Annotated in this window: 18 protein-coding genes; 8 read left to right on the forward strand and 10 right to left on the reverse strand. The window is 40.9% G+C overall.

The genetic code is table 11. The features are described 5' to 3' along the window. Positions 1–214: 214 nt before the first annotated feature. Both DQW11_RS18490 and DQW11_RS18495 read left to right on the forward strand, forming a co-directional pair. Positions 215–517: a hypothetical protein gene (locus DQW11_RS18490; RefSeq protein ID WP_157966149.1), complete on the forward strand. Its 303-nt coding sequence runs from the start codon at positions 215–217 to the stop codon at positions 515–517. A gap of 275 nt (positions 518–792) precedes the next feature. After that, the gene (locus DQW11_RS18495; protein ID WP_198669928.1) at positions 793–1191 is read left to right on the forward strand and encodes a hypothetical protein; all 399 of its coding nucleotides are present in this window, start codon (positions 793–795) and stop codon (positions 1189–1191) included. Between the two features lie 43 nt (positions 1192–1234). Here the strand turns inward: DQW11_RS18495 and amaB are convergent, their stop codons facing one another. The 4 genes from amaB to DQW11_RS18515 all read right to left on the reverse strand — a co-directional run bounded on the left by amaB (position 1235) and on the right by DQW11_RS18515 (position 6514). Further along, on the reverse strand, positions 1235–2779 hold the full coding sequence (amaB, locus tag DQW11_RS18500; protein ID WP_113925604.1) for an L-piperidine-6-carboxylate dehydrogenase: 1545 nt from the start codon (positions 2777–2779) through the stop codon (positions 1235–1237). A gap of 63 nt (positions 2780–2842) precedes the next feature. Beyond that, positions 2843–3832: a DUF4421 domain-containing protein gene (locus DQW11_RS18505; RefSeq protein WP_232826798.1), complete on the reverse strand. Its 990-nt coding sequence runs from the start codon at positions 3830–3832 to the stop codon at positions 2843–2845. A 667-nt stretch (positions 3833–4499) separates the two neighbouring features. Continuing rightward, positions 4500–5210 (reverse strand): glycosyltransferase, encoded by a 711-nt coding sequence (locus tag DQW11_RS18510; RefSeq protein ID WP_113925606.1) that lies wholly within the window; start codon positions 5208–5210, stop codon positions 4500–4502. 101 nt (positions 5211–5311) lie between these two features. After that, entirely contained in the window at positions 5312–6514 is a 1203-nt protein-coding gene (locus DQW11_RS18515) for a pyridoxal phosphate-dependent aminotransferase (protein ID WP_113925607.1), read from the reverse strand. 137 nt (positions 6515–6651) lie between these two features. On the opposite strand from DQW11_RS18515, the gene DQW11_RS18520 reads away from it, so the two are divergent. The 4 genes from DQW11_RS18520 (at position 6652) to DQW11_RS18535 (ending at position 9476) form a co-directional block, all read left to right on the forward strand. Then, on the forward strand, positions 6652–7512 hold the full coding sequence (locus DQW11_RS18520; RefSeq protein ID WP_113925791.1) for a toxin-antitoxin system YwqK family antitoxin: 861 nt from the start codon (positions 6652–6654) through the stop codon (positions 7510–7512). 94 nt (positions 7513–7606) lie between these two features. After that, positions 7607–8038: a MarR family winged helix-turn-helix transcriptional regulator gene (locus tag DQW11_RS18525; RefSeq protein ID WP_113925608.1), complete on the forward strand. Its 432-nt coding sequence runs from the start codon at positions 7607–7609 to the stop codon at positions 8036–8038. A 97-nt stretch (positions 8039–8135) separates the two neighbouring features. After that, complete coding sequence (locus DQW11_RS18530; protein ID WP_113925609.1) at positions 8136–9140, forward strand: NAD(P)/FAD-dependent oxidoreductase; 1005 nt, start codon at positions 8136–8138, stop codon at positions 9138–9140. Between the two features lie 15 nt (positions 9141–9155). Continuing rightward, on the forward strand, positions 9156–9476 hold the full coding sequence (locus DQW11_RS18535) for a 2Fe-2S iron-sulfur cluster-binding protein (protein WP_113925610.1): 321 nt from the start codon (positions 9156–9158) through the stop codon (positions 9474–9476). Between the two features lie 30 nt (positions 9477–9506). On the opposite strand, the gene DQW11_RS18540 is transcribed toward DQW11_RS18535, so the two are convergent. The 3 genes from DQW11_RS18540 to DQW11_RS18550 form a co-directional block, all read right to left on the reverse strand. Next, complete coding sequence (locus DQW11_RS18540; protein WP_113925792.1) at positions 9507–11672, reverse strand: cation:proton antiporter; 2166 nt, start codon at positions 11670–11672, stop codon at positions 9507–9509. A 139-nt stretch (positions 11673–11811) separates the two neighbouring features. Next, on the reverse strand, positions 11812–13938 hold the full coding sequence (gene scpA, locus DQW11_RS18545) for a methylmalonyl-CoA mutase (protein ID WP_113925611.1): 2127 nt from the start codon (positions 13936–13938) through the stop codon (positions 11812–11814). Next, a complete protein-coding gene (locus tag DQW11_RS18550; protein ID WP_113925612.1) occupies positions 13935–15353 on the reverse strand; it encodes a methylmalonyl-CoA mutase family protein in 1419 nt (472 codons plus the stop codon). The genes scpA and DQW11_RS18550 overlap by 4 nt, the downstream gene beginning before the upstream one ends. 447 nt (positions 15354–15800) lie before the next feature. Here DQW11_RS18550 and dnaA point away from each other — a divergent pair, with 447 nt between their 5' ends. Next, positions 15801–17222, forward strand: a complete 1422-nt coding sequence (dnaA, locus tag DQW11_RS18555) for a chromosomal replication initiator protein DnaA (RefSeq protein ID WP_113925613.1) — start codon at positions 15801–15803, stop codon at positions 17220–17222. 52 nt (positions 17223–17274) lie between these two features. Here the strand turns inward: dnaA and DQW11_RS18560 are convergent, their stop codons facing one another. Genes DQW11_RS18560 through DQW11_RS18570 form a run of 3 tightly spaced genes read right to left on the reverse strand, consistent with a single transcriptional unit; the run spans position 17275 to position 19501 of the window. Continuing rightward, positions 17275–18036, reverse strand: a complete 762-nt coding sequence (locus DQW11_RS18560; RefSeq protein ID WP_113925614.1) for a DUF3298 and DUF4163 domain-containing protein — start codon at positions 18034–18036, stop codon at positions 17275–17277. Between the two features lie 2 nt (positions 18037–18038). After that, complete coding sequence (gene meaB, locus DQW11_RS18565; protein WP_394337150.1) at positions 18039–19052, reverse strand: methylmalonyl Co-A mutase-associated GTPase MeaB; 1014 nt, start codon at positions 19050–19052, stop codon at positions 18039–18041. Between the two features lie 44 nt (positions 19053–19096). After that, positions 19097–19501 carry a hypothetical protein gene (locus tag DQW11_RS18570; protein ID WP_113925615.1) on the reverse strand — a complete coding sequence of 135 codons (405 nt, stop codon included), beginning with the start codon at positions 19499–19501 and terminating at the stop codon, positions 19097–19099. Positions 19502–19551: 50 nt separating this feature from the next. Here DQW11_RS18570 and DQW11_RS18575 point away from each other — a divergent pair, with 50 nt between their 5' ends. After that, positions 19552–20100 carry a CopD family protein gene (locus DQW11_RS18575; RefSeq protein ID WP_113925616.1) on the forward strand — a complete coding sequence of 183 codons (549 nt, stop codon included), beginning with the start codon at positions 19552–19554 and terminating at the stop codon, positions 20098–20100. The last annotated feature ends 55 nt before the right edge of the window (positions 20101–20155 follow it).

Below are 20155 nucleotides of genomic sequence, written 5' to 3' on the forward strand. Positions count from 1 at the left end.
CATGATTGTAAATAACTTACAGAAATTGAACGTGGTGGACTTATATCTCAAGTAGCCAAAATTGGCAAAAACCTTTATCCAGATTTTAGTCGACTAATTTCCTTTCGGTAATTGCAGGCTCAGTTTTCAATTCCTATTTTTCAGAAACTATACAATTCACCTTTTTACATGATAAATACATTAGAAATTCAGTTTCAAGCCCAGAAAGATGCAAATGCAGAAGTTACTTAAAGCCATTCTTTCAGCAGGATTTCTAGTTTTGGCTATTAGCCTCTATTTCATAAAATGGAGCCCTGGCGCCATCAAAGGGAATGAAAATGCCAAGAAAATCCTGTTGATCAAGAATGGAATGAGCATGGGAGAGGTATTTGAAATTATGGGTTTACCGATTGAAAAAATGGGAAATACGAATGGAGATAGCACCTATTACTACCAGACACCATTTGCTGCAGCTTCCAATATTTCCGTTTCATTTGATCATTCAGGAAGAGTTGTCCACGTTCAGCCTTTGGAGTGACAATGAAAAATATAGCTGCATGAAATTTATCCTTTGCCACATGCTTTAGCAAGCCATCCTTTGGTTCAAAAAGCAGCAAAATCAGCAGATAAATTCCATATGAATGAAGCATTAAATGGTAAAATTTGCCCCTAAAATAGTGTGACAAACTTTTCATCAAGCATCAAGAAAAATCAAAACGATATTTGCATGAAAATCCAAATTGCAGATAAATCTTTATCAAAAAGAAAAAGTAACTGATAGTATTAGCCATATCCACAAAATTGCAATCAAAAATGCTTAAGAAAACAACCCAATTTATAATGGGATATCTTATAACCTTAATTTCCTATTCATTGGTTGCAGGCTTATTCTTAGCAAATGACTATGGAGAAATGTCATTCATTAGACAAATATTTGGATGGGCGCTTTATGTATTTCTATTAGCTTCAGCAACAGTATTTGGATTTTACCTCTTGTCCTTTACAATTTTTATTGCATTGAGACATCAACTCAAAAAATACTACTGGTTTTTGATTGTCCCTTTTCTGGCAATTGTTTATGTGTACCTGATGAGTTTCCACTTTAGGATTTCTTCTAATTTCGATGCGCCACATAATTATCTGGGAGATTACTTGGCAATGGTTGTGGGCGGGATAGTAGGATTCACTTATTTAGTAAGAAAAACAACTTGAAAAAAAGCCCTTGGAATTCCTTCCAAGGGCTTTTTCTTTTTAATTAGATATCAAACTTGATCCCCTGCGCCAAAGGCAGGGAAGTACTGTAATTGATGGTATTGGTTTGTCGACGCATATAGGCTTTCCAAGAGTCGGAACCGGATTCGCGGCCTCCACCTGTTTCTTTTTCTCCGCCAAAAGCACCTCCGATCTCTGCGCCGGATGTTCCGATATTGACATTGGCAATGCCGCAATCCGACCCTGCAGCCGAAAGAAATGCTTCCGCCTCCCGCATATTCAGCGTCATGATGGCTGAGGACAATCCCTGAGGCACACCGTTGTGCATAGCGATGGCTTCTTCAAGGGTATTGTATTTCATAATATAGAGGATCGGTGCAAAAGTCTCATGCTGTACCATTTCAAAATGGTTTTCAGCTTCAATGATACAAGGCTTCACATAGCAGCCGGATTCATAACCTGACCCGCTGAGCACTCCACCTCCGACCAACTCTTTTCCTCCCTCCTTTTTTACTTTTTCTATGGCTTTGAGATACATGTCCACGGCTTCTTTGTCGATCAAAGGTCCGACATGGTTTTTCTCATCCAAAGGATTTCCTATAACCAATTTGGTGTAGGCCGCGGCCAACCTTTGCTTGAAGTTATCATAAATGGATTCGTGGATAATCAGCCTTCTTGTGGTAGTGCAGCGCTGTCCTGCTGTTCCCACTGCCCCGAAAAGTGCACCACGGATGGCAATTTCCAGGTCAGCGTTTTCGGTTATGATAATGGCATTGTTGCCACCAAGTTCTAACAACGACCTTCCTAACCTTGCTGCAACCGCTTGGCCGACGATTTTTCCCATACGGGTGGATCCTGTAGCGGAAATCAAAGGAACCCGGGTATCCTCTGTCATCATCTGCCCTACTTTGTAATCTCCTACAATCAAACCTGATATTCCTTCGGGCAAGTTATTTTCTTTCAGGACTTTACTGATAATATGCTGACAGGCAACTCCCGAAAGCGGCGCTTTTTCAGATGGCTTCCAAATACAGACATCCCCGCATACCCAAGCTATCATGCTGTTCCACGACCAAACTGCCACCGGAAAGTTGAAAGCGGAAATGATTCCCACGATTCCAAGAGGATGCCATTGCTCATACATCCTGTGTCCGGGACGCTCGGAGTGCATCGTCAATCCGTATAATTGCCTGGAAAGGCCAACTGCAAAATCACAGATATCGATCATCTCCTGCACTTCGCCGAGTCCTTCCTGATAAGATTTGCCCATTTCATAAGATACCAATTTACCCAAATCGGCTTTTACTTCTCGGAGTGCATTGCCCATTTGGCGGACGATTTCCCCCCGCTTTGGTGCAGGAGTAGTTCTCCATATTTGGAATGCTTCTTGGGATTTGGAGATGACCTGTTCATAACTTTGACGGTCTGTCACCTGGACTTTGCCGATAAGGGTACCATCTGCTGGAGAATAGGAGCTGATATACTCTTTTCCTGTATTGATCCACTCGTTGCCGGTGGAAGTTCCTAAGTTTTCAGGCTGGAGGCCAAGGTTTTGGAGTGCGGATTTGATGCCGAATTGATCTGACATGATATATTTAATTTTCTTCTGATCGGATGGTTAAATCTAAAAAAATTCTGGAAAAGTTCAGGTTTAATTCTTATCCCTATATTTTTTTGGAAGATACTTGTTGAGATCAACATGTTCCAAAATTGGACTGAGCTTTGGCCCAACAGTGAAACGGTAAACAAAATTGATCCTATAATTACCTGTCTGAAAATCTGTTACATAATTCCTCGCCTCTTCAATGCGGACATTATTATGGACATAATTGGCATTAATAGACCAAACTGGACCATTATACCCAGCAAAGCCCCTCAAAAAATAATTGGTGTTAAATCCCCAACTTCCCTCTTGGGCCAAATCTGAAGAAATTCTGGTGTTTCCTATGCCAATATTGCCTGAAACCATTCCTGTGATGAAAAAATGTTTGGCAATCACAATAGTGTGCACATATCCCAAATTGGGTCCAATTTCAAAAAAATTCATCCTGTTAAATTGTAAGGGCACAGGAATGAATTCGGCCAAAATATTTTGGGTGTCCTCTGCCATTCCAAAGTAAAATTCCATGCCTGCTACAAAACTTCCCGCGGATTTTTTTTGCCAAGCGCTTTGAAGAAAAGCTGCCTTTAGTGATAACTTTTCACCATTTAATAGGTACTGCACATTGGCTCCAAACTTTCTTACTTTCATATCCGGAAATGCCAAATCGGGTGGAATATTTTGTAAGGGACCTGTATAACTTTGAAGAAAAAAGCCTCGGTAAAATTGGCCAAAAAGGTCAATCACCCAATTTTTAGGATAAATATGTGCCTGCAAATCCAAATATTTTGTTTCTACCTGGTCTCGATTAGGATTCATGAAATTGAAGCCATAGGCAAGGTTCAAAGTGAAATCGTTGTAGGTAGCTCCAATTCCCAAGTTAAGTGTAGAATTGGGTTCAAGTCCTATTCGTGAATTCTTGTTTTTTTCAGTTATCAACAGTGAGGTATATTTTCTAGAAGTGTATAGCCTGGTAGTCAATAACTTCCTGTAAGAAACGTAATAGGTCGTATCCCCTTGGGCTAAGGATGTAGATGGCAAAAGGAAAAAGAAACCTAGTGCTATTGAAAATCCTATGAAAAAATTTCTTGCAAAGTGCCCGAAACAATTAACATGCAGTTTTACCATGTCCAAAAATAAGCAATATCAGGTCCACAAATAAAAAAATCCGCAACAAGTGCGGATTTTTATAATGTCAAATGGAGATTAGGAAAAGTAATTATCTAAATAATCTCCATTCAGTTTTATTAACAAAAGTCTTTAGCAGAAAAAGTTGCTTAATCACCCGAGACAAATATAAAAAACTTTTGTTGAAAATTGCAATAGGTATTTCACGGTATTTTTTGATTAAATAGCCAAAAAATTATAAACTGATTTTTACTTGAACCTAAAATCAAGGTTCTAAGGCAGTTAAAACTATTTAGCAAAAGTCAAAAAAATTAAAATATAACATAAAGGAAACATTCAAGTTTCCGATTCGGCTCAAAAAAAAGGGGATAAATCACTGTAATTCAATATATTAATTAATTAGTATGAAAAACAAACCTCTATAGAGTTTCTCCAAATAACAATTCCCCTAAATTCTGAAGGAACATTATTCAAGAAATAGAAAAGTAAAAAAAATCTTTAAATTTTTATATTATCAAATAACCAGGATTGACAAATCACAATATTTGGGGTCAATTATGGATAATGCTATAAAACTCCCTTATATCTTATCCCGGCCTTTCCAGAATTTTAAAAAATAATATTTGAAAGGGTTACTGTATTTCAGCAACTTCCATGGCCTGCTACCATGGGGCCTGTGAAGAACGGGAGTCTTCATCAAAACAAAATTTTCAAAACCCTCTTCTACCGCTTTTTTTGACATAAAAGTATCATACCAATCTTTAGTATCATCAAGGTCCATGAAATTGTACTTCCCCAAAAAAGAGGGGGAAAACAGAGTGCAGCAAAAACTCAGGCTTCTATGGGTTTTGATGACCGATTCTTTTGAAGATTTGAATTTGAGGTAAGGAAAATTCACTTTTCCGTCTTCACCAACAGTTATTGCCCCTATCAAACCTGATTTGGGGGATTTCTTCAAAAATTCAATCATCTCACTGATCGTATTTTTCTTGATAATCACATCGGATTCGACGACAATCAAAGGCAAACCCAAACGAAGGGCTTCCTTTTGGGCCATTTGAAGCACCAGCTTATAATTCGGGGAAGGCGTGTCGGTAATATCTTCCAAGTGGATCAATTGGTACCCTATCTTTCCTTTTGCTCCCTCCAATTTTTCCTTTGTCTCTTCCGAACTGAAATCATTGAATATAATATGCTTTACAGGATAACTTGAATCGGCTATGGCTTGGGCGCATTCCAAAGTACTTTCGACGGAATTTTTGACGGGTGTGATGACTAAAACTTCAGACATAGGAATGTATTTGGGTTAAAAACCCAAAGTTATCAGATTAAAATGCATAAAAAAACCCTGAGATATGGACCTCAGGGTTGTCTGGAAATATTTGCAAATTATTATTTTAACAAAGCCAATGCTTCTTTCATTCTTTTCAAAGCTTCCACCAGTTCTTCATCAGAGGCAGCATAGGACAAGCGGATGCAATTTGGCGCACCAAAAGCTTCTCCTGTTACTAAAGATACATTGGCTTTCTCAAGAATATATAGACAGAAATCATCTGCTGTTTTGATGGTGTGACCATCGGCGGATTTTCCAAAGAAATATGAAATATCCGGAAAGAAATAGAATGCTCCTTCAGGGATATGGGTTTTGATTCCGGGGATTTCTTTGATCAGTCCCAAAACCAAATTCCTTCTTCTCAAATAAGCTTTTTCCATCTCTTTGGAAGGCTCCTGATCTCCGGAAATGGCAGCCAACGCCGCCCTTTGCGCAATACCGGTATTGCCTGATGTAAATTGACCCTGCATTTTTTCACATGCTTTGGCAATGAACAAAGGTGCACATATATAACCCACTCTCCATCCTGTCATGGCGTATCCCTTTGAGAATCCATTGACAGTGATCGTTCTTTCAAACATTCCCGGGAAGGAGGCGATACTTGTATTTTTCCCCTTGAAATTGATCAATTCATAAATTTCATCCGCAATCACAAAAAGATTTTCTCTCTTTTTGACCACTTCAGCGATGGCTTCCAACTCCTCTTTGCTGAATACAGATCCGGTAGGATTGCATGGAGAGGAATAAATCACCGCTTTGGTCCTATCGGTCAAGGCTGCTTCAAGCTGTGCTGCTGAAGCTTTGAAATTGTTTTCAAGATTACCTTCGATCAAAACAGGCACACCTCCGGCAAGCTTGATGATCTCGGCATAACTCACCCAATAAGGAGAGAAAATGACCACCTCATCGCCTTCATTGATGATACACATGAATACGTTTGCGATCGAATGCTTGGCCCCTGTGGATACGACGATATTTTCCGCCTTTGCTTGGGATATATGGTTTTCCTCTCTCAGTTTTTTGGCAATTGCCTCTCTAAGATCCTGATAACCTGCCACAGGTGAATAAGCAAAGTATTTGCCTTCATCGATTGCTGATTTTGCAGCTTCCTGAATGTGCTTTGGAGTTTTGAAATCTGGCTCACCCAAACTCAGACTGATGATATCCTTGCCTTGGGCTTTGAGTTCCCGGGCTTTCTTTGCCATGGCCAATGTGGCCGATTCTTCCATCTGAATGATGCGATCGGATAAAATAGAATTCATTTTCTTGGTTGTTATTTTTTAAATTCCGCCAAAAATACAGATTCCGATGATTAATTCTAAACTTAACCGACGATTTGGAAAGGATTCTATATTTTTGAGATAAAATAATGTCACCCGACAAATCGTTAGAGAATTACATGAAAACAAGGCATTTATATATTTTAACTTTCATCCTTTTTTCCAATTCGGTATTTGGACAAAAAGAGAAAAAAGGAGAAACAGTAGATCCTGATTCCTCAGGGGTTGTTTCAGACAGGTTTTTACCTACAGCTGCCCCTTTGTTGTTATTTGATGACAATACCAAGACAGAAAAAAAGAAAGCTGACAAAAAGAAAGTAAAAAAGAATATCTACTTCGGTGAAAAAACCAAAAAAGGATACGTCAGACAAAATATCAGGGAGCAGACGCAATACCAGATTTACAACTACACCACCCAAAACAGACCTGCTGACCCTTACATTCGGGATATCCATTGGATTGATAGCCGGGACAAAGTAATACGTACAAAAGATTTTGATCCTGCAAGAGGATATCTTCTCCATGGCCCTTATGAAAGGGAAATAGGGGAAGTTTTGGTAGAAAAAGGGTATTTCTACTTTGGCACCAAACATGGGACATGGTTGACTTTTGACACCAAAACTGTACTTCAGGACAAATTGCATTACTCAGAAGGTTGGCCAAAAGATTCAAAAGTCACCTATTATAACAGAGAAGAAAAAAAAATAGAAAAGCTGATTCCAATAGAATATGATTTGATGGAAGGAAATTTTTTCCACTTTCATGAAGATGGACAGGTCGGCGTTGTCGGCGAATACCACTTCGGCGAAAAAGTGGGACTTTGGACAGAGTATTGGAATACCAAAGGAAAAACAGTCAGAAAGAGGGAAATCCAATACCAAGAGCATCCTTTTACTAAAAATTTTACTCCCTATATCAGAGCTGAATGGGACAAGGATGGCAATCTAATTTACCGAAAAGAAGGATTGGCTTCCAATTGATCGCATTTTTACAAATCCCTATTCCCTATAATTTTTGTAGGTTAATATTTTTAATTTATTTCTAATTGCTATATTTGTCATGCTAATAATTGGTATGACACAGGAACAATTCAGTAAGTATTCATTCCTCTTAGACAGGACAGCCAAAAGAGTCAAGCAATATGCCCAAAGGAAATTCAAATTGGAGGACTTTGACATTACTGTGGACCAATGGCTGATCATGAAAAACCTTTCTGAAAATGAACTGCTGAGTCAGGCGGAATTGGCCCAAATGGTGTTCAAGGACCAGCCTACCCTCACCAGAATCATTGATATTCTTACCAAGAAAGGGTATGTGGAGCGTGTCCCCCATCCTTTGGACAGGAGGAGTTTTCATTTGGTATTGACACCGGAGGGGATTTCAAAAGTAGAAGAACTGAAGCCTAAGATTGCTTCTATCCGGGAAAAGGCTTGGGAAAACCTTGGAGAAACCGATTTTGAAGAGTTCAAGAGGATTTTAAATACCATTTATAACAATCTGGAATAGATTATAAAGGCAAATTTAAAATATACTTGTTATACTAATTATATTTGCACGAACAATAACATTGCTTGTTGGTTTAAAAAAATAAAAAGCACACATCATGATTACTACTGACCTTTGTATCATCGGAGCCGGACCTGTTGGGTTATTTGCAGTTTTTGAAGCAGGCTTACTTAAGATGCGTTGTCATCTGATCGATTACCTTCCCCAGGTAGGCGGACAGCTTTCAGAAATTTACCCCCAAAAGCCCATCTATGATATACCGGGTTATCCTGAAATCAAGGCACAGGATCTGGTAGATAACCTGATGGAACAGATCAAGCCTTTCAAACCGACTTTTACTTTGGGGGAAAGAGTAGACCATTTGGCAAAACAGACGGATGGTTCATTCATTGTCACGACCAACGACAAGACCCAGGTGCATGCTCAAGTGATTATCATTGCAGGTGGTTTGGGAGTATTCGAACCAAGAAAACCGGTTTTAGAAAACTTGGAGAAATTTGAAGGCAAGGGTGTGACTTATATGGTCAAAAATCCTGAGCACTTCAGGAATAAAAAGGTGATGTTGGCAGGTGGTGGTGATTCGGCCCTTGATTGGGCAATTTACCTCTCCAATGTTGCGGAAAGAGTCACTTTGGTACACAGAAATGAAACATTCAGAGGTGCACCTGATTCTGCAGCCAAAGTATATGACCTTGCCAATAAAGGAAAAATAGATTTGATTCTTTCTGCTAACCTGAAGGAACTAGGTGGTAATGGCACACTCAAGACAGTGGTCTTAGAAGGAAAAAGCAAGGAGGAAATCACAGTAGATATTGATTACCTGATCCCTCTTTTTGGCCTCAGCCCAAAATTAGGACCTATCGCTGATTGGGGACTGAACATCGATAAGAACGCCATTGAAGTTGATACCAGGGATTATTCTACCGGTGTGGAAAGAATATATGCCATTGGCGATATCAACACTTATCCGGGCAAATTGAAACTGATTCTATGTGGATTCCATGAAGCCGCGATCATGATGCATTCGGCATTCAAATTTGTATACCCTGACCAAAAATTGAGCTTTAAATATACTACCGTAAATGGAGTCAATTCATTTTAATCTTACTTTTGGGACATGGTAACATTCACTGTAGAAGATCACGACGGCAACCGTCAATCCGTAGAAGCTCCCGATGATATGGGATTGAGCTTGATGGAAATATTAAAAGCCTCTGAGTATCCTGTTTTGGCTACCTGCGGCGGGATGGCATTATGCGCCACTTGTCACGTTGAGATTTTGGAGGGGAAGGATGAGTTGGGACACGCCTCAGATGTGGAACTTGACCAATTGGAAAATCTTCCCGAATACTATCCCACCAGCAGATTGGCCTGTCAGGTCAGGATAGGTCCCATTCTCGAAGGGGCTGTGGTCAAATTAAGAGGCGAAGACAATTGAATTCTTTCCCCGGCAAACACCGGGGATTTTTTATTTTTTCTTAAATAGCTTTGAAACAGAATTTGAAAAAGATGTGAAGTCCTGCCCGTCAACAGACAAAGGACTGAATATGGCCGTCCCCAAATAATTGTGTCTTCCAATTTCTTCCAGATCGAATTGCATCGGATAGATAAGGATATAATTGTTTTTACTGAAATACCGGTTCAGGTATTTTGGAATTTTATTCATCACAGGATTATGGGAGGTACCGTTTTTGCGGCTCAAAACCACTATGAGTGCATCATTTTCTTTCAAATCCCTTGAAATGATCAAAAAATCCTCCCAATCAGAAAATTCTACAAAACCTGCATCGATACTGAATTTTTTTTGAACCTGTTGGATATATTTCAAGGTTTCCTCAGCCCCGTAAAAAATCAATTTGCAGCCGGTATTCCTGCCGATATTCCATACTCGCAGAAGCCAAAAGACAAATCCCATTTCTTTTTCAGCATTGGCAGGTACTATGATGATATATCTGCCAACAGTATTTAACGGTTGATGACTTTGGTAGATAAATGCTGTGATGTTGCTTTTGCTTAGAATGCCTTCGGTCAGTTTCCCCAAGAATGTATCAGTCAATCCTTGTTGTTTGTGTAGCCCCAAAATGATATCGGTGACCTTGTTTTCTTTTACCACGTTGGTGATTCCATTGACCAAATTGGAATCATACCGGATCAATTCTGTCAATTTATTGTCAGTGGCGGCTGCACTCACGCTTGCTTTTTCCAAAAGCTTTTTGGCGAATTTTTCTTTACTCTCATCTGAGGAATCTGACGGGACAATGTTCAGGGCATAAAGGGAATTCTTCGATGTTTTTGATTTGATGGTTACCCCCAAGTGGACCAATTCCTCAATATTTTCAGAATAGTTTACCGGAATCAAAATTCTTTCTTCCGCTTCATTGTCTTGTTCTGTTTCACCTTCAATCGCCTCTTCCTCCAAGGCAAGTTTGGCTGCACCTTTTTGTGCAACAATAGAAGCAATCGTACAGGTCACCAAGATCATCAGGATCGTTCCGTTCAAAATACTATCACCAAGCAACCTAATTGGTTCACCGGTTTCCGTTTCGCCAACAATAACTTTGTAACCGACCAAAACCGCAGCCAAGGTGGCTGCTGCCTGTGCATTGCTCAGTCCGAAAATAACATCTCGCTGCGCTCTTGAAAATTTGAATGTTTTTTGGGTGAAATATGCCGCCAAGAACTTGGAAAAAGTAGCGACCACGGTCATTACAATGGCCACAAAGATGGTTTCTTTATCCATGTAAAAAACCCTGAAATCTATCAGCATCCCTACACCGATAAGAAAGAAAGGGATAAACAAAGCATTCCCGACAAACTCAATCCTGTTCATCAAAGGAGAGGTATGGGGCACAAGTCTGTTCAAAGCCAATCCCGCGAGAAATGCTCCGATGATGGCCTCAATTCCGGCTGCCTCAGCCAAAAATGCGCCCAGAAAAACCAATGCCAAGACAAAAATATACTGAGAGATATTGTCATCATTCCTTTTGAAAAACCACCTCCCGAGTATCGGAAACAAGAAAATGATGATTCCCGCAAAGACAATGATCGAAATCACGAGCTTCACCCAAAAGCCTCCTGTAACTTCACCTGCAGACATCCCCACCACCACGGCTAATACCAACAAAGCAAGTGTATCAGTAATCAAGGTCCCGCCCACTGCGACACTGACTGCTTTGTTTTTGATCACTCCCATTTTGCTGATGATCGGATAAGCGATCAGGGTATGGGAGGCAAACATACTAGCTAAAAGTATAGAGGTCGGAATACTGAAATTGAGAATATAAATTCCTGCCACAGTTCCCAAGCCCATAGGAATGAGAAAGGTATACATACCAAAAATCATGCTTTTGCCACTGTTTTTCTTGAAGTCTCCAAGGTCGATTTCAAGACCCGCCAAAAACATGATATAAAGCAACCCAACAGTACCAAAAAGGATCACACTACTGTCCCGTTGGAGGAGATTGATGCCATTAGGACCGATAGCGGCACCTGCCAGAATCAACCCAATCAATTGGGGGATTTTTATTTTATTAAGTAAAATAGGTGCAAAAAGAATGATGAAAAGGATGCTGGAAAAAATCAATACCGGGTTTTCCCAAGGAAGCTTAAAGCTTAATTCTGCAGCAAAAATCATAAAGTTCTGTTTAAGGCCAATTCCAATAAATTTCGCCAAAATATCTGGAAACCAACCAATACAAAACCAAAAAGACTGAAAATATTCAGCCTTTTTGGTTTTCTTTTTACAACAACTCCTTCTTGTTAAAAAACTCGGTTCATTCTTCGGCAATCAATTTTTCTAAGATTTCTATCGCGGCATTGGAAAGCACTGTCCCCGGACCAAAAACAGCAGCAACTCCGGCGTTTTGCAGGAATTCATAATCATTGGGAGGAATGACCCCGCCTGCAATGACCATAATATCTCCCCTCCCCAGCTTTTTCAACTCTGCTATCAAGGCAGGCACCAAAGTCTTATGCCCAGCTGCCAAAGAAGAAGCACCGACGATATGGACATCATTTTCTACTGCCTGCATCGCAACTTCCTCAGGTGTCTGGAAAAGTGGCCCTATATCCACATCAAATCCCAGATCCGCAAAACCGGTAGCAATGATTTTGGCACCCCTGTCATGTCCATCCTGACCCATTTTAGCAACCATGATTCTTGGCCTACGACCTTCTAATTCCGCAAATTTATCTGCCAAACCTTTTGCTTCTTTGAAACTTTCATCGTCTTTTGCCTCGGCGGAATAAACCCCGGATATGGACTTTATATTGGCTTTGTGCCTGCCAAATTCTTTTTCCATAGCTTCTGATATTTCTCCTAAAGTAGCTCTTTTTCTTGCCGCCTCTACTGCCAAAGCCAATAAGTTGCCTTCTCCTGTTTTGGCTGCATGGGTAATAGCCTCCAAGGCCAATATGACTTCTTCATTGTTGCGGTCTGCTTTCAATTTCTTTAATCTTTCGATTTGGGAAAGTCTGACTGCATCATTGTCCACCTCCCGGATTTCAAATTCCGCATTGTCTTCATTTTGGTACCTGTTGACACCCACAATTACATCCTTGCCGCTGTCGATTCTTGCCTGCTTTCGTGCTGCGGCTTCCTCGATTCTCATTTTTGGGATTCCGGCTTCAATCGCCTTGGACATTCCGCCAAGTTGCTCTACTTCCAAAATCAGATTCCATGATTTCTCCACCAATTGGTCGGTCAGGTACTCCACATAAAATGAACCTCCCCAAGGATCCACGACCTTGGTAATGCCAGTTTCTTCCTGTAGGTACAATTGGGTGTTCCGGGCAATTCTTGCCGAAAAATCCGTCGGCAACGCAATCGCTTCATCAAAAGAATTGGTATGGAGGGACTGTGTATGTCCCAATGCTGCAGCCAAAGCCTCCACGGTAGTCCTTGCCACATTGTTGAAGACATCTTGAGCTGTCAGCGACCAGCCTGAAGTCTGACAGTGTGTTCTCAAAACAAGGGATTTGGGATCTTTGGGGTTAAATTGATTGACGATTTTGGACCAAATCAATCTAGCTGCCCGCATTTTTGCGATTTCCATGAAATGGTTCATCCCAATGGCCCAAAAAAAAGACAATCTTGGAGCAAAGTCATCGATGTCCAAACCGGCCCTGATCCCCGTTCTCAAATATTCCCAGCCATCAGCCAAGGTATAAGCCAATTCCAATTCCGCTGTTGCGCCTGCCTCCTGCATATGATAGCCAGAGATGGAAATGGAATTGAACTTCGGCATATGCTTGGAAGTATATTCAAAAATATCAGCTATGATCCTCATCGAGGGTGATGGCGGATAGATATAGGTATTCCGCACCATAAATTCCTTCAAAATGTCATTTTGGATCGTGCCGCTGAGCTGATCGGGACTGACACCCTGCTCCTCGGCAGCAATTATATAAAATGCCAGAATAGGAATAACCGCACCGTTCATGGTCATTGAGACCGACATTTGATCCAAAGGAATCCCATCAAAAAGTATTTTCATATCCAAAACCGAATCAATGGCAACACCGGCTTTGCCGACATCTCCCACCACTCTCGGATGGTCAGAGTCATATCCCCTGTGTGTAGCCAAATCAAATGCAACCGAAAGTCCTTTTTGGCCTCCGGCAAGGTTGCGGCGATAAAAGGCATTGGACTCCTCAGCTGTCGAAAACCCGGCGTATTGCCTGATGGTCCAAGGACGCATCACATACATGGTACTGTAAGGTCCCCGCAAAAATGGAGGCAGGCCTGCAGCATATCCGGTATGTTGGATTTCAATCATTTCTTTTTCAGAAACAACACTTGGAACGCTGATTTTCTCTGCAGTCTCCCAAATAGATTCTGAGGTAAATACGCTGTTACTTTTGACAGGATCCAAATTCAATTTGCTGATGTCAGGTCTCATAGATTCCAGATTAAATTTTCAGCCAACATACTTTCTCTACATGGGGATAAAGCCCAACTTTCTTCCTCCTCAGCCTTACTTTTTGGATTCATGATTTCCTTCCGGATAGTATATTTATTGACTCCGATTTTGGATCTTCTTCCTTCCAAAACATCCTCCATTTTCTTTTTTCGCAGGGTCTTTACTTCCTTTTGGATAAACCTGGATTCATAACAAGTCCACCAACCTCCCAATTCTTCCACATGGGACAGGGATTCTTTCACTTTTTGAAAAATCGCAACCATCAAATTTTCTATGAAGTAAGACCCGGCCACAGGGTCCAAAATCTTGTCCAAGTAACTTTCCTCCTTCAGGATATTGGAAACGTTTCTTGCCAGTCTTTCCGCCAAGGTGCCGGGAATTTCGGTAGCGATGTCATGTGGAAGCACATACAATGCATTGGCACCTCCGATGATGCCGGCCATGGCTTCGGTGGTATTTCTTATCATATCGGTATCGGGATCTGAGGTTGTTTTTGTCCAAAAGCTTGTCTCGACAAAGAAAAATAAATCCTCCGCAGGAATATCCAACTGGTAAAGTGAAATCATCCTATGCATCAATATCCTTGCGGCCTTTACTTTGGCGATTTCAAGAAAAAAATCTGAGCCTACAGCCAGTCTAAACATTGTTTTTTGGATGATTTCCTGAGGATAAAAACCCTCTCCAACCAAAACATCTATCAAATCAATCCATGCGGCCAACCCAAACGTCAGTTCCTGCACCGGACTTGCCCCCGAATTATGGTAAGCTGAAGCATCAATGCTTAAAACTTTGAAATTGCAAAACTCCTCTCCGATCTGCAAAAGTGATTTTGCAATCTCCACAACGGTTCTTTTATCAGTTTTTTCAATAAGAGCAGCGGCAAAGCCGTCCCACAAAATTCCGCCATAAATGGTGTCAGGCCTCCATCCATTTTGATTTACCCACTCCATAAAGCCGTTCAAAACTTGAATTGGGTCGCCAACCGGATTTAAAAAAATCTGAATGTATTGCGGCTCCACTCCCTTGAGTAATACCGACAAATCTTCGTCTCCTTTTAGATCAAGCAGCAAGCCGTCGGCGCCATTGAGTAAGGCGTCGAGAATTTCTTCATTGGTGGATTTTCCATTTGTCCCTTCAAATGAAGAAACATTGGTCCAAATCCTAGGTGGCAAACCGGGAATGGATGGTGCGGGATTGACCCTATTTCTGTAACCGGACAATGAGTCTGCCAAGTTCATGTCCTCCGCCGTGTAGAAAGGATTGACTTTTATTCCATCTTCGGTGACTGAAACCAGTGTTTTTCCAAAATCCTTTCCCTTCAAATCACGGATGATCTGGTCCATCCAATCTTTTTTGGAATGACTTGGAAAGTCCTCAAACAAATTAATTTTCATATTCGGGTTTATAATTAAGGCTAAAGCTCCACGCACCCTATTCAAAATCAATTGGGATTCAGGAAGTGGCTCTTTTTATTTAGCTAGGTAAAAATAGGAGTTAGAACTTTCAAAACCCATCATTTACTAAGAATTCAAAAACGAAGCAGAAAGGAACTATTTTCAAAAGTTGCATCATTTTTTCAAATGGCTTCCTTGAATTCTACTTTTGCCAATTGGCAAAAAATCAGGCTGATAACCGCCTTCCGATTGAAGGTTGGCTGATTGCTATTTTGCTTTTCGGGATGTCAAAAAAATTAAAAGTGAATAGATTAAAAGTTTACTTAATTATTGAAAAGTCAAGGGCTTTTCGATTTTTTATTTAAATATATTTTCCGCAATTTTGAAGCCCTCCAAAAAAGGGGGAGGTTTTCCCAGTTATTCTATCTATAGTTTATTAAAATATAAATGAGTTCAGAGGCAAATGCTGTATGGAATGAATGCCTGCGTGTGATAGAACAACACGTCAATGAACAGAGTTTTTCTACTTGGTTTAAACCTATCAATCCTGTCCGTTTAGAAGGCGGCACCTTGACTATTCAGGTACCAAGCCAGTTTTTTTACGAGTGGCTGGAAGACAATTACGTCAATGTATTGAAGCTTGCCATCAAGTCCACCTTGGGCAACAACGGACGCCTGGAATATGCCGTAGTGGTCGATCGGGGCAATTCCCAGAACCAGCCTTACATGGTTAATTTCCCCCAGGGAAATTCCAACAATCCCCCGAAAAAAACGCCGCTTCCTACCGAAAACCGAAGCCCGTTTGACATGCAGTCGCTCAACAGCGACACCTTACTTCAATCCAACCTGAATCCAAATTATACTTTCAATACCTACATCGAAGGAGACTGTAACCGCTTGGCGAGATCTGCGGGTTTTGCTGTCGCTACCAAGCCGGGAGTGACCTCTTTCAATCCACTCATGGTCTATGGTGGGGTGGGGTTGGGAAAAACCCACTTGGTGCAGGCCATCGGAAACGAAATCAAAAACGGTCCCGAAGAGAAATTTGTACTGTATGTTTCTTCGGAAAAATTCGTGAACCAGTTCATGGATTCCATCAAAGACGGAAACGTAAAGAGCTTCACCAATTTTTATATGCAGGTGGATGTCCTGATCATTGATGATATCCAGTTTTTGGCAGGAAAAGACAGGACGCAGGAGATGTTTTTCCATATTTTCAACCACCTTCATCAGAACAAAAAGCAGATCATCATGACTTCTGATTGTCCACCAAAAGATTTGAAGGGATTGGAAGAAAGGCTGCTATCCAGATTCAAATGGGGACTGACCGCTGATCTACAGATGCCGGATTTTGAGACGAGAGTGGCTATCATCAAGCGCAAAATGCAGTCTGAAGGAATCTATATCCCGGATGATGTGATTGAATATTTGGCTTATACAGTCGACACCAATGTCAGGGAACTCGAAGGCGTCATGATTTCACTGTTGGCCCATGCCTCGTTGAACAGGGTGGAAATCGACCTTGCTTTGGCCAAGGCGATTATGAAAAATATTGTCAAGGACATAGAAACAGAAGTCGGGATAGACTTTATCCAAAAGACTGTTTCGGATTACTTCGACATCAAGATTGACGATCTCAAAGCCAAAACAAGAAAAAAGGAAATTGTGACTGCCCGTCAGGTGGCCATGTATTTTGCCAAGGAATTTACCAACCATTCTTTGAAGTCAATCGGATATCATTTTGGAGGACGTGACCACAGCACTGTAATCCATGCCGTCCAAACAGTGAATGATTTTATGGAAACAGATTCGGCTTTTAGGAATTCGGTGAATGACCTGAAGAAAAAATTCAAAATGAGGTCTTATTGATTTTTTTCATTCCCCAGTACTGATACTGCGGACAGATTATTTCTTCCTAAAGTCAAGGAATAATCACCAAGCTCCTGATCTCTTCTCTGGTAAATCTCAATTCGGTAGAACCCATTACATAAGGCCCGATTTCGTAGGGATTGAAGAACAAAACAAACTCTTCTCCTTCAAATCCCATCGCTGCAGGCAGGAAAAAATCCTTGTCATTCGCCAAAAAAAACGATCCATCTTTTTCCAATGAAACACTGTCAGGGACATCATGGTAATCCTTAAATTTGGCTTCAGCCAATGTCAACAAGCCTTTTTTGTCCAAAATCAGGTCTTCATTTTTAATGGGTGCATTCTTTGTCAGATCAAAATTCAAATACATCCTATAAGTATTTGGATGTGCGCCTCCAGTAAAGGAAAAAGAATTAAAGACAAGGCTTACCAAAGCTTTACCATGAAGTGTGACCTTGGAATCTACTGAGATTTCCCATTCCTGTGGTGAATCAAAATCTTTTTTAAAAGCAACATAGGAATCAAGAAAAGCTTTGACTGCAGAATCCAAGGGAACGATTTCCTGGTTTTCACCAATATTCAAAAACATCACCATCTGTTGGTCCACATGGACATTGAGAAAATCAGCAGATTCAGATGATCCTGTAAAGAAAGGATAGGATAAACTGATTTTGGCGCAATCCTCTCCGACACAGGCTTCTTTATCAAAGGTTCGCTGTTCAAATTCCAGAGAAACGGCTTCCGTCGTACCGGATTTACAGCTATAGACTAGAAGGCTAATGAAAATCAAAATGCCTGTTTCTATAATTTTCATCTCTATGATCTGTCTAATTTTTCCCCTTTACTTTTTGTAAATATATCTACCAATTCCCTCGCTTTGGCGATAGGGGAAAGTCTTCCTGAGGTGATATCAGGCAAAATTTGATCCAAATGGTTTTTGATATTTTTATTTTGGAAAAAGCTTCTTTCCAAAAGATACCTGATATGTTCATGAAGCCAATTGATCCTTTGGCCTGCCCTGTTGTTCTCCCAATAACCATTTGCAAGCATTCTTTCCCTGTAGTCCATGATCATTTCCAGAATTTCATCCAATCCGGTTTTTTCTACCGCCGAACAGGTTTTGACCTGGGGGATCCAACCATTTTCCTTTTCGGGAAAAAGATGAAGGGCATTGGCATATTCTCTTTTGGCATTTTTTGCAGGCTCGAAATTGGCCCCATCAGCCTTATTGATCACCATTGCATCACATATTTCGATGATGCCTTTTTTGATTCCCTGAAGTTCGTCTCCTGCACCTGCCAACATCAAGAGCAAGAAAAAATCCACCATTCCTTTGACAGCAATTTCGGATTGGCCTACGCCTACTGTCTCTATCAATATCACGTCGAATCCAGCCGCTTCACAGATCAGCATTGCCTCCCGGGTCCTCGCGCTCACCCCACCCAATGTACTTCCTGCCGGAGAGGGACGGATATAGGCCCTTTTGTCAGAAGCAAGATTTTCCATCCTCGTCTTGTCCCCCAAGATGCTACCGCGGGATTGCTGACTGCTCGGGTCTATGGCCAAGACAGCTACCTTATGACCCTTTTCTACCAAAGTTTTTCCAAAATTTTCTATAAATGTACTTTTGCCTACACCCGGTACGCCTGTGATTCCGATTCTGATTGAATTTCCGGAATAAGGCAAAATCCCTTCCATTACCTTCTCGGCGATAAGTTGATCCGTAGGCAATTCGCTTTCAACCAAGGTTATTGCCCTGCTGATCATTACCCTATCGGAATGAAGGATCCCTTGGATATATTCAGATACTGAAAGTCTTTTTTTGGTCAAAATCACATGCTCGGTTAAAAGTTAAACACTTAAAGTTAAGGGAATTATTTGAAAGGATATTTTACAAAACTGACCTGACCCATCGCATTCTTTTCATACATGGCCAAGCAAAATGATACCGCCTCGGTATCAAAGTAGGGCGGGTCAGGACGGAGATTTTTTGGAGTCTTCTCTAGTTGGCTGAAGAAATAGACTTTGGTGTTTCCATATTTGGTGTGGGGCATATAATTGCCATACTTTTCCATTTCTGCCCATAAGGAATCCGGCGAATGCACTGCATATATCCTGACTATTGGACCGGTATTGTTTTCATTTCTGTAAAATGCCACTTCTGTATATTCCCCTTTCAGCTCATTGACTCCCGGCTGGGAAAGACTGTCCACAATAATCCAAATCACCAAGGCGGCAACCACAATTCCCAATCCATAAAATAACTTTCGCGAGCCCATATTTAGCGGTATTTAGATTTTAAGCTTTAATTTAGAAGAAAAATTTCAAGATGGCATTTGAATACATCAAGGCATTACATATCATTTTCGTAACTACGTGGTTTGCAGGGCTGTTTTATATTGTCAGACTTTTTATCTATCAGACAGAGGCATTGGAAAAGCCCGAAGAAGAAAGACGCATCCTTGCGCCGCAATTGAATCTGATGGCAAACCGGCTTTGGTATATTATAACCTGGCCTTCGGCAATCCTGACATTGATTTTTGGCACATGGGTTTTTTATTACCGTTGGGGTTATATCCATTCGGGATTTATGCAGGCCAAACTTGGATTTGTTTTGGCTCTTTACATTTATCACTATATCTGCCACAGGATTTACAAAGATTTACAAGAGGGCAAAACAAAATGGACCTCCACACAATTAAGGATGTGGAATGAAGTAGCGACAGTTTTGCTTTTCGCCATTGTTTTCCTGATCGTGCTCAAAAGCCTGATCAGCGTAGTTTGGGGAATCGGAGGTTTGCTTGTTTTGAGCATCACCATGATGCTTGGAATCAAATGGTATAAAAAAGTCAGGGAAAACAATCAGTCCAAAAATTAAAAAACTGGTCCATAGTCCACCGTCGATAGTCCATAGCCACTACCATGGATTTTCA

The organism is Cognataquiflexum aquatile, assembly GCF_003316845.1.
In the GTDB taxonomy this organism is placed as follows: Bacteria; Bacteroidota; Bacteroidia; order Cytophagales; family Cyclobacteriaceae; genus Cognataquiflexum; species Cognataquiflexum aquatile.